Source organism: Rhizobium ecuadorense, assembly GCF_001187535.1.
In the GTDB taxonomy this organism is placed as follows: Bacteria; Pseudomonadota; Alphaproteobacteria; order Rhizobiales; family Rhizobiaceae; genus Rhizobium; species Rhizobium ecuadorense.
Map to the genome: position 1 here is coordinate 1 of NZ_LFIO01001705.1, position 222 is coordinate 222.

At 61.3% G+C, this 222-nt stretch carries 1 pseudogene; it reads left to right on the plus strand.

What is annotated here, in order from left to right:
* Window positions 1-222 (plus strand): annotated as a pseudogene (locus AF337_RS33100) (transglutaminase family protein); the annotation flags it as partial.

Sequence of the window (222 nt, forward strand, 5' to 3'; positions counted from 1 at the left end):
GCCCCCAGCCGACCGCATTGGTATGTCTGTTGTCGGTGCATGAGGATCGTGCGGCCGACATCAGAATTCCGGAAACGGTATTCACCACGCCCGATGTTCCCACTTCGACTTATCGCGACCTCTTCGGCAACCGCTGTCTTCGGCTGGTTGCCCCAGCGGGCGACCTGACCATATGGGGCGATGCGACGATCGAAGACGACGGCAAACCGGACAGGTCGCTGC